Genomic DNA, 9,340 nt, shown 5'->3' with positions numbered 1-9,340 from the left:
CCAAAAGACTGCGCCGTTCCCCGCGCCCCTGGGGTCCGCGCGCCCGTGGGATCTGCGGGCCGGTGGGGGTTGCTCGCGCAGTTCCCCGCGCCCCTGAAAGCCAAAAGACTGCGCCGTTCCCCGCGCCCCTGGGGTCCGCGCGCCCGTGGGATCTGCGGGCCGGTGGGGGTTGCTCGCGCAGTTCCCCGCGCCCCTAAAAGCCAAAAGACTGCGCCGTTCCCCGCGCCCCTGGGGTCCGCGCGCCCATGGAATCTGCGGGCCGGTGGGGGTTGCTCGCGCAGTTCCCCGCGCCCCTAAAAGCCAAAAGACTGCGCCGTTCCCCGCGCCCCTGGGGGCAGGGGCGCGGGGAACTGCGCGGCCAGCCACGACGTGCCCGCAGGTCCCCACCGGCCGCAGCCCCGCCACGCTGCAAGCGAACCGCGGGCGTACCGTGGTGGCATGCCCGGCAGCACCGCGTATCTCGCCGAAGGCCCCCACGTGGGCATACGTTTCTTCACCTACGAGGACGGCGGTGAGTTCACCGCCCGCGTGCGGGAGAGCAAGGCTCTGCACCAGCCGTGGCTCTTCCCGCCCGTCACCCCCGTCGCGTACGCCTCGTACGCCGGGCGGCTCATCGACGATCCGAGCAAGGCCGGGTTCTTCGTCTGCGAGAAGGACGGGGGAGGGATCGCCGGGTTCGTCAACATCAACAACATCGTCGAGGGTGCCTTTCTGTGCGGCGCCCTCGGGTACGGGGCCTTCGCGCACGCCGCCGGACGCGGGTTGATGAGTGAGGGGCTCGACCTCGTCGTGCGGTACGCGTTCGACACGCTCGGGCTGCACCGGCTGGAGATCAACGTCCAGCCGGGCAACGCCGCCTCCATCGCGCTGGCCCGCCGCTGCGGGTTCCGCCTGGAGGGGTTCTCGCCGGACTTCCTGTTCATCGACGGGGCCTGGCGTGATCATGAGCGGTGGGCCATCACCGCCGATATGATTCGAACATGAGTGCCCTGAGGAATCTCGTCGTCCTGGACGCACCCTCCAACCTCGGGCTCCGGCCGCCCGCCCCCGGCACGGTGCCCGGCTGCTACAAGCTCGCCGGTGCCCTGCGCGAGCAGCGGATCGTGCAGCGGCTGAACGCGCTGGAGGGCGGCGTGGTCGTGCCGCCGCGCTACGACCGGGGCGACTGGCAGGAGGGTGACGGTGTCTTCAACGCCGCCGCGCTCGCCGGATACACCCGTACGCTCGCCGACCGCATCGAGCGGCACGTACGGGCCGGGGAGCTGCCCGTCGTCCTCGGCGGCGACTGCTCCATCCAGCTCGGCGCCTCCCTCGCGCTGCGCCGCATCGGCCGCTACGGCCTCGCCGCGGTCGACGCCTCGCACGACTTCCGCCACCCGGGGAACTCCGAACGGGTCGGTGCCGCGGGCGGCGAGGAGGTCGCCCTCGCCACCGGGCGCGGGCAGGACGACCTCACCGACCTGGAGGGGCTGAAGCCCTATCTGCGGGACGAGGACATCCGGTTCTTCGGAATCCGGGACGAGTTCGAGGACGACCGGGCCGAGCTGGCCGCGCTGAAGATCCCCACGGTGACCGTCGGCGACATCCGCGAGTGGGGCGCCGACGCCCTCGCGCGGGCCACCGCCGAAGCCTTCGACGTACCGGACCTGGACGGCTTCTGGGTGCACCTCGACGCCGACGTGCTCGACCCGTCCGTGATGCCGGCCGTCGACAGCCCCGACCCCGGCGGACTGCTGCCCGACGAACTGACCGCGCTGCTGCGGCCGTTGGTGACCTCCCCGCACTGCGCCGGCTTCAACGTCACCATCTACGACCCCGACCTGGACCCCGACGGCACCGCGGGCGCCCTCCTGGCCGACATCGTCGTCGCGGCCTTTGCGCAATCCTGACCTGATCCTGACCGGGAGGGCCTCTGGTCGGCACGTCGTCCACCCTGTTCCATGGTCACGTGACGACCATCCGACGTGACGTGATGACGCTTCCGGTCGCCGAAACCGGCCCCGCCAACCCCCTGCCCCCACTGCGCCCGCTCGACGAGACGCACCACGTGGACGCGCGGGAACGCGCGGGCCTGCCCCGCGACATGGCCCGGCAGATCGCGTACGAGCCGCTGCGCAGCCTCCTGCCCGAGCGCGTCCGGGACGGGTACGGGAGAAGCCGTACGCCCCGCGAGGTCGAGACGATCGTCCTGGAGAACGACCGGCTGCGCGCGACCGTCCTGCCCGGCTACGGCGGCCGGGTCGTCTCGCTGTTCCACAAGCCGTCCGACCGCGAACTCCTCTACCGCAACCCGGTGTTGCAGCCCGCCGACTTCGCGCTCAACGGCGCCTGGTTCTCCGGCGGCATCGAGTGGAACATCGGCGCCACCGGCCACTCCACCCTCGCCTGCGCGCCGCTGCACGCGGCCGAGGTCACCGCACCCGACGGCACGCGGATGCTGCGCCTGTGGGAGTGGGAACGGCTGCGCGACCTGCCCTTCCAGGTCGACCTGTGGCTGCCGGAGGGCTCCGACTTCCTGTACGTCGGCGTACGCGTCCGCAATCCGCACGAGAAGGCCGCGCCGCTGTACTGGTGGTCCAACACCGCCGTCCCGGAGGCGCGCAGGGTCCTCGCGCCGGCGGAGGAGGCCTGGCACTTCGGGTACGAGCGGCGGCTGCGCCGGGTGCCCGTCCCGCTGTACGAGGGCGTCGACCGGACGTATCCGCAGCGCGGCGAGTATCCGGCCGACTACTTCTACGAGGTGCCCGACGGGCGGCGGCGCTGGATCGCCGCCCTGGACGGGGCCGGGCAGGGGCTGGTGCAGACGTCCACCGACGTGCTGCGCGGACGCAAACTCTTCGTGTGGGGCACCGGCACCGGCGGGCGCCGCTGGCAGCAATGGCTCACCGAACCCGGCACCGACGGATACTGCGAGATCCAGGCGGGCCTCGCCCGCACCCAGTTGGAGCACCTGCGCCTCGACGCGGAGAGCGAGATCAGCTGGCTGGAGGCGTACGGGCCGGTCGACGCCGACCCGCGGGTCGTGCACGGCGACGACTGGGCCGCCGCCCGCTCCGAGGTCGAGTCCGGGCTCGAACAGCGCCTGCCGCGGGCGCAGTTCGAGACGGCGTACGAGCAGTGGCTGCCTTCCGCCGACCTCGAACCCACCAAGGTGCTCTCCGTCGGCTCCGGCTGGGGTGCGCTCGAAGTCCTGCGCGCCGCGCACAAGTTGCCCGGCACGCCCTTCGAGGAGTCCACGCTCGGGGACCCGCAGCGGCCGTGGGCGGAGCTGCTCCGCTCCGGTTCCTTCCCGGAGCCCCGCCGCGTCGGGCCGCCCGGCGGGACGCTGGTCTCCCGGCACTGGCGGGACATGCTGGAGACGGCCCCCGCGGAGCCGCTCGCCGAGTACCACCTGGGGGTCGCCCAGTGGCACGCGGGCGACCGGGCCCAGGCCGTGCGCAGCTGGGAGAGGGGCCTCGAACTCGCCCCGTCCCTCTGGCCGTTGCTGCGCTGCCTCGCCGTCGCCGACCACGAGGCCGGCAACCGCGAACGGGCCGCCGACCGGTACACCGACGCCTTCGACGACCTGTGCCAGGAGCGGCGCGACGACGGCGAGACCTGGACGGCGGCCACCGCCGCCCTCGGACGCGAGGCGATCGGCGCGCTGCTCGCGGCGGGGCGCACCGCGAACGCGCGGTCCGTGTGGGAACGGCTGCTCCCGGCGACCCGCGACCGCGGCCGGTTCCGGCTGATCGAGGCGCGGTTGCTGCTCGCCGAGGGCGACAAGGGCGCGGCCCGTGCCGTCTTCGACGCAGGCTTCGAGGTGGCCGACCTGCGCGAGGGGGCCGAGGCGATCGGGGAACTGTGGTCCCGGATCTCCGACGAACCCCTGCCGGAACGCTACGACTTCAGGATGCGCCCGCCCGGCACCGACGGCAGCGGCACCGAAGGCGGCGGCTGACCCTACGGTGACGTACGGCGGTCCGCGTACTCGTAGATGTAGCCGTCCGGGTGCAGCGCGATCAGGTTGCGGCCCGCGGGGGTCGCCACCGGGCCCGCGACGACCTGCGCGCCCGACTCGGTCAGCACCCGGTGGGCCTCGTCGACGTCCTTGACCGCGATGGTCGCCGACACCTTGCGGAGCACGTCGAGTTCCGCCTCCGGGCCGCTCATCAACAGGAAGCAGCCGACGGCGGCGACGGAGACCCCGCCGCGCTCGAAGCGTTGCGCCGGCCCGCCCGCCAGTCTCTCGTAGAAGGGGACCGCAGCCTCCAGGTCGTCGACGCAGATGCGCAGCGTGGCTCCCAGAATGTCCATGCGGACGAGCCTAGTTGGGGTCGGCCGTGAAGGAGATCGTTTCGTACGGATCCCGTGCCGGGGCGTGCTCGCCCCGGCCGGGCGGGAGTTACGCACCCGGGGCCGCGGGTACCCGGAGCGCATGGACCGCATCGATCACATGGAACATCTGGACAAGCATCTGGCCGACGAGCTGGCGCAGGTGGCCCGCGATGCCGTACGCGAGGAGCTGCGGGAACAGACCCGCAAGCAGCGCCGGACGGCCGCGATGTACGCCGCGTCCGGTGCCGTCGCCCTGTACGCGGGCGCGGCCCTCGCGCTCACGGTCGGTCTCGCCCTCGCGATCGGCCTGCCCGACTGGGCCGCCGCGCTGATCACCGCCGCCGTGCTCGGCGCACTGGCGTACGGGCTGCGGAACGCGGCACGGCCGTCGGCGCCCCGGCCCACGTCCGGTGGTGCCGCTCAGGTGCCCGGCGAAGGTGCCGTCCCCGGCGCCCCCGCCGCTACGGCTCCGGGGACGCGGGCCGACGGCCCCGCCGTGCCCCCGATGCCGCCGGTCGCCCCCAGCAACGCCGTGCCGGACACCCGGGCCCGGTGAGCCGCGGCCCGGCCCGGAACCCCCGTACCGGCCGGGGCCACAACGACGTGGCCCCGGTCTTCGCCGTCCGCGGCCGTCGTGCCCGCGGACCCGTCCGGCGTGTCACGAAGTCCACTTCTGGAGCTGCGGAGGCCGCCTTCCTGCGATAGAAGTCGGGAGAAGTCGAAGGAGCCGCGCCCGTCCTCCACGGCGACCGGAACCCCCGGGGGCCCGACGTTTGGGCACCCCGGCCAGGGGGACGCGGAAAGCCCCGTTCGAGCGATTCCGCCGGAGGCGACCCATGAGCCGACCGATGAGCCGACCCCGAGTCGTCGTTGTCGGAGCGGGCTTCGCCGGATACCGGGCGGCACAGACGCTCTCCGGGCCGACCCGGGGCAGGGCCGGCCCGCTGGACGTCGTTCTGCTGAACCCGACGGACTACTTCCTCTATCTGCCCCTGCTGCCCCAGGTCGCCGCCGGTGTCCTGGAACCGCGCCGCGTCACCGTCTCCCTGACCGGCACCCTGCCCCGGGTACGCCTGGTGCTCGGCGAGGCCGACGGCATCGACCTCGACACGCGCACCGTCCGCTACACCGGCCCCGAGGGCGACACGGGCACGCTCTCCTACGACCGGCTGGTCCTCGCCGCGGGCAGCGTCAACAAACTGCTGCCGATCCCCGGTGTGGCCGAGCACGCGCACGGCTTCCGCGGGCTGCCCGAAGCGCTGTACCTGCGCGACCACGTGACCCGGCAGGTGGAACTCGCCTCCGCCGACGACGACCCCGCGACCGCGGCGGCCCGGTGCACGTTCGTGGTCGTCGGCGCGGGCTACACCGGAACCGAAGTGGCCGCGCACGGACAGCTGTTCACCGACGCCCTGGCCCGCAGGCAGCGGCACCGCCCGGACCTGTGGCCGCGCTGGACACTGGTCGACATCGCGCCCCGCGTACTGCCGGAGCTGGACGAGCGGCTCTCGCGCACCGCCGACCGCGTCCTGCGGCGACGAGGCGTCGAGATCCGTACCGGCACGTCCGTGAAGGAGGCCACCCGGGACGGGGTCCTGCTCAGCGACGGCGACTTCGTCGGCACCCGCACCCTGGTCTGGTGCGTCGGCGTGCGGCCCGACCCGCTGGCCGAGGGGCTAGGGCTGGCCATGGAACAGGGCCGGCTGCTCGTCGAACCGACCCTCCAGGTGCCCGGCCGCCCCGAGGTGTTCGCCTGCGGTGACGCCGCCGCCGTGCCCGACCTGGAGAAACCGGGCCGGTACACCCCGTTGACCGCCCAGCACGCCTGGCGGCAGGGGAGGACCGCGGGACGCAACGTCGCGGCCTCCCTCGGCATCGGCGACCCCCGCCCGTACCACCACCGCGACCTGGGCTTCGTCGTCGACCTCGGCGGGGTGAAGGCCGCCGCCAACCCGTTCGGCGTCCCGCTCTCCGGACCGGCCGCGGGCGCCGTCACCCGCGGCTACCACCTGGCCGCGATGCCGGGCAACCGCGTCCGGGTCGCCGCCGACTGGCTCCTGGACGCCGTACTGCCACGCCAGGGCGTACAGCTCGGCCTCGTCCGGTCCTGGTCCGTGCCGCTGGACACGGCCTCGCCCGAAACGGCCCGGGTGCCCGGCCGGCCCGGCACTCCTGAGCCCGGCACCGCTGAGCCCGGACCCCCTGAGCGACCTCCTGTGGAAGGAACACCATGAACACCCCCGAACTCATCGAACTCGGCCGGCAGCTGCGCGTCGACAGCGTGCGCGCGGCCGCCGCGGCGGGCTCCGGGCACCCCACCTCCTCGATGTCCGCCGCCGACCTGATGGCGGTCCTGCTCGCCCGGCAGCTGCGCTACGACTTCGAGCGGCCCTCCCATCCGGGCAACGACCGGTTCGTACTCTCCAAGGGGCACGCCTCGCCGCTGCTGTACGCCGCGTACAAGGCCGCCGGGGCCATCGACGACGCCGAGCTGCTGACCTTCCGCACGCTGGACAGCCGTCTCGAAGGGCATCCGACACCGCGCCGGCTCCCGTGGGTGGAGACCGCCACCGGATCGCTGGGCCAGGGACTGCCGGTCGGCGTGGGCATCGCCCTGTCGGGCAAGCGGCTCGACCCGGTGGGCTACCGCGTCTGGGTGCTGTGCGGGGACAGCGAGCTGGCCGAGGGCTCGATCTGGGAGGCCGCCGAGCACGCGGCGTACGAAGGGCTCGACCACCTCACCGCGATCGTGGACGTCAACCGGCTCGGCCAGCGCGGCCCCACCCGGCACGGCCACGACCTCGACGCGTACGCCCGCCGCTTCCAGGCCTTCGGCTGGCACACCGTCGAGGTCGACGGACACGACGTCGAGGACATCGAGCGGGCGTACGGCGAGGCCGTGTCCACGGTGGGACAGCCGACCGTCATCCTGGCCCGCACCCTCAAGGGCAAGGGCGTCGCGTCCGTGCAGGACCGCGAGGGCCTGCACGGCAAGCCGCTGCCCGACGCCGACGAGGCGATCGAGGAACTGGGCGGGGTACGGGACCTGCGCGTCGAGGTCCGGCAGCCGCAGGCCGCCCGCATGCTGCAGGCGGTACGGGCCGGTCACCTGGACCTGCCGCGCTGGGAGAGCGGGGACGAGGCCGCCACCCGGGACGCCTACGGCCAGGCGCTCGCCGCGCTCGGCTCCTCGCGCGCGGACGTCGTCGCCCTCGACGGAGAGGTGAGCGACTCCACCCGCGCCGAGTTCTTCGCCAAGGAACACCCCGAGCGGTTCTTCGAGTGCTACATCGCCGAACAGCAGCTCGTCGGGGCGGCCGTCGGGCTCGCCACCCGCGGCTGGGTGCCGTTCGCCTCCAGCTTCGCCGCGTTCCTCACCCGCGCCCACGACTTCGTCCGGATGGCGGCGGTCAGCGGCGTGGGCGTCAACCTCGTCGGCTCGCACGCGGGCGTCGCGATCGGCGAGGACGGGCCCTCGCAGATGGGCGTCGAGGACCTGGCCATGTTCCGCGCGGTGTACGGCTCGACCGTGCTCTACCCCTGCGACGCCAACCAGACGGCCGCACTCGTCGCCACCATGGCGGGCCTCGACGGCATCCGCTATCTGCGGACCTCCCGCGGCGCCATGCCCGTCCTGTACGGCCCAGGCGAGGAGTTCCCCGTCGGCGGCAGCAAGGTGCTCAGGCGCTCCGCGGACGACCGGCTGACCGTCGTCGCCGCCGGGGTGACCGTGCACGAGGCGCTGAAGGCCGCGGACGCGCTCGCCGCCGACGGCATCGCCGTGCGGGTCGTCGACCTGTACTCCGTCAAGCCCGTCGACCGCGCGACCCTGCGCGAGGCCGCCGAGCAGACCGGCTGCCTGCTCACCGTCGAGGACCACCACCCCGAGGGCGGCATCGGCGACGCGGTCCTCGACGCCTTCCTCGACGGCCGTCCCACTCCGCGGCTGGTCCGTCTCGCCGTACGGGACATGCCCGGTTCGGCCACCCCCGCGGAGCAGTTGCACGCGGCGGGCATCGACGCCGACTCCGTCGTGGCCGCGGTGAAACTGCTGGTGGAGAACGCGGTGGTGCGATGACCTCCGTACGCGCGGGCCGGCGGACCGTCGAGGTGCACCGGCCCGACAAGGTGATGTTCCCCGCCGGGTCCGGAAAGTCCGGCGGGCCCGGCGGGGGAGAGGCGAAGGAGTACACCAAGGCGGACGTCGTCGCGTACTACCGGGAGATCGCCCCCTTCATGCTGCCGCACCTGCGGGGGCGGCCCCTGATGCTGGAGCGGTACCCGGACGGGCTCGACGGGCCGAGGTTCATGCAGAAGAACGTCCAGGACCATTATCCGGACTGGATCCGCCGCGTCGAGGTGCCCAAGGAGGGCGGCACGGTCCTGCACCCCGTGTGCGAGGACACCGCGACCCTCGTCTACCTCGCCGACCAGGCCGCCCTGACCCTGCACCGGTGGCTCGCCCGGGTCGCGTCCGACGGCACGGCCGACCGGCCGGACCGGCTGGTCTTCGACCTGGACCCCGCGACCGACGACTTCGAGCCGGTACGCGACACCGCCCGGCTCCTCGGTGAACTCCTCGACCAACTCCGGCTGCCGTCCGCCCTGATGACCACCGGCTCACGCGGACTGCACGTGGTGGTGCCCCTCGACGGGCGGCAGGGCTTCGACGAGGTGCACACCTTCGCCAAGGACGTCGCCGACACGCTCACCGAGGCACACCCCGACCGGCTCACCACCGAGGCCCGCAAGAAGGACCGCGGCGACCGGCTCTATCTGGACATCCAGCGCAACGCCTACGCCCAGACCACCGTCGCCCCCTTCACCGTGCGCGCCGAACCGGGTGCCCCGGTCGCCATGCCGGTCACCTGGGACCAGCTCGAAGATGCGGAACTCGGCCCGCGCCGCTGGACGATCGCCGACGCCGTCGACCAGGCCCGCACGAACCCCTGGTCAGGGCTGCTGCGCAGCGGTCGCGCGCTCGGTCCCGCCAGGCGCCGTCTGAACGCCCTGCGCGGCTGAG

Annotated in this window: 8 protein-coding genes; 7 read left to right on the top strand and 1 reads right to left on the bottom strand. The window is 73.5% G+C overall.

The features are described from left to right. Positions 1-438: 438 nt before the first annotated feature. The 3 genes from ACZ60E_RS07790 to ACZ60E_RS07780 all read left to right on the top strand — a co-directional run bounded on the left by ACZ60E_RS07790 (position 439) and on the right by ACZ60E_RS07780 (position 3,940). Entirely contained in the window at positions 439-984 is a 546-nt protein-coding gene (locus ACZ60E_RS07790; protein ID WP_384815776.1) for a GNAT family N-acetyltransferase, read from the top strand. Positions 985-989: 5 nt separating this feature from the next. Further along, positions 990-1,889, top strand: a complete 900-nt coding sequence (locus tag ACZ60E_RS07785; RefSeq protein WP_469439014.1) for an arginase family protein — start codon at positions 990-992, stop codon at positions 1,887-1,889. A gap of 83 nt (positions 1,890-1,972) precedes the next feature. Next, positions 1,973-3,940 carry a DUF5107 domain-containing protein gene (locus ACZ60E_RS07780; protein ID WP_469439013.1) on the top strand — a complete coding sequence of 656 codons (1,968 nt, stop codon included), beginning with the start codon at positions 1,973-1,975 and terminating at the stop codon, positions 3,938-3,940. Between the two features lie 2 nt (positions 3,941-3,942). Here ACZ60E_RS07780 and ACZ60E_RS07775 read toward each other — a convergent pair whose 3' ends face one another. Beyond that, the gene (locus ACZ60E_RS07775) at positions 3,943-4,296 is read right to left on the bottom strand and encodes a VOC family protein (protein WP_384815773.1); all 354 of its coding nucleotides are present in this window, start codon (positions 4,294-4,296) and stop codon (positions 3,943-3,945) included. A 121-nt stretch (positions 4,297-4,417) separates the two neighbouring features. Between ACZ60E_RS07775 and ACZ60E_RS07770 the strand changes: the two genes are divergently transcribed. From ACZ60E_RS07770 to ligD, 4 genes are all read left to right on the top strand, one after another. Further along, a complete protein-coding gene (locus tag ACZ60E_RS07770) occupies positions 4,418-4,873 on the top strand; it encodes a phage holin family protein (protein WP_453795535.1) in 456 nt (151 codons plus the stop codon). A gap of 292 nt (positions 4,874-5,165) precedes the next feature. After that, the gene (locus tag ACZ60E_RS07765) at positions 5,166-6,551 is read left to right on the top strand and encodes an NAD(P)/FAD-dependent oxidoreductase (RefSeq protein ID WP_469438936.1); all 1,386 of its coding nucleotides are present in this window, start codon (positions 5,166-5,168) and stop codon (positions 6,549-6,551) included. Beyond that, the gene (locus tag ACZ60E_RS07760) at positions 6,548-8,395 is read left to right on the top strand and encodes a transketolase (protein WP_469438935.1); all 1,848 of its coding nucleotides are present in this window, start codon (positions 6,548-6,550) and stop codon (positions 8,393-8,395) included. The genes ACZ60E_RS07765 and ACZ60E_RS07760 overlap by 4 nt, the downstream gene beginning before the upstream one ends. After that, positions 8,392-9,339 (top strand): non-homologous end-joining DNA ligase, encoded by a 948-nt coding sequence (ligD, locus tag ACZ60E_RS07755; protein ID WP_469438934.1) that lies wholly within the window; start codon positions 8,392-8,394, stop codon positions 9,337-9,339. The genes ACZ60E_RS07760 and ligD overlap by 4 nt, the downstream gene beginning before the upstream one ends. Position 9,340 lies beyond the last annotated feature (1 nt).

Source organism: Streptomyces sp. NPDC102514, assembly GCF_055584525.1.
This window is presented reverse-complemented; position numbering and strand designations above follow the sequence as displayed.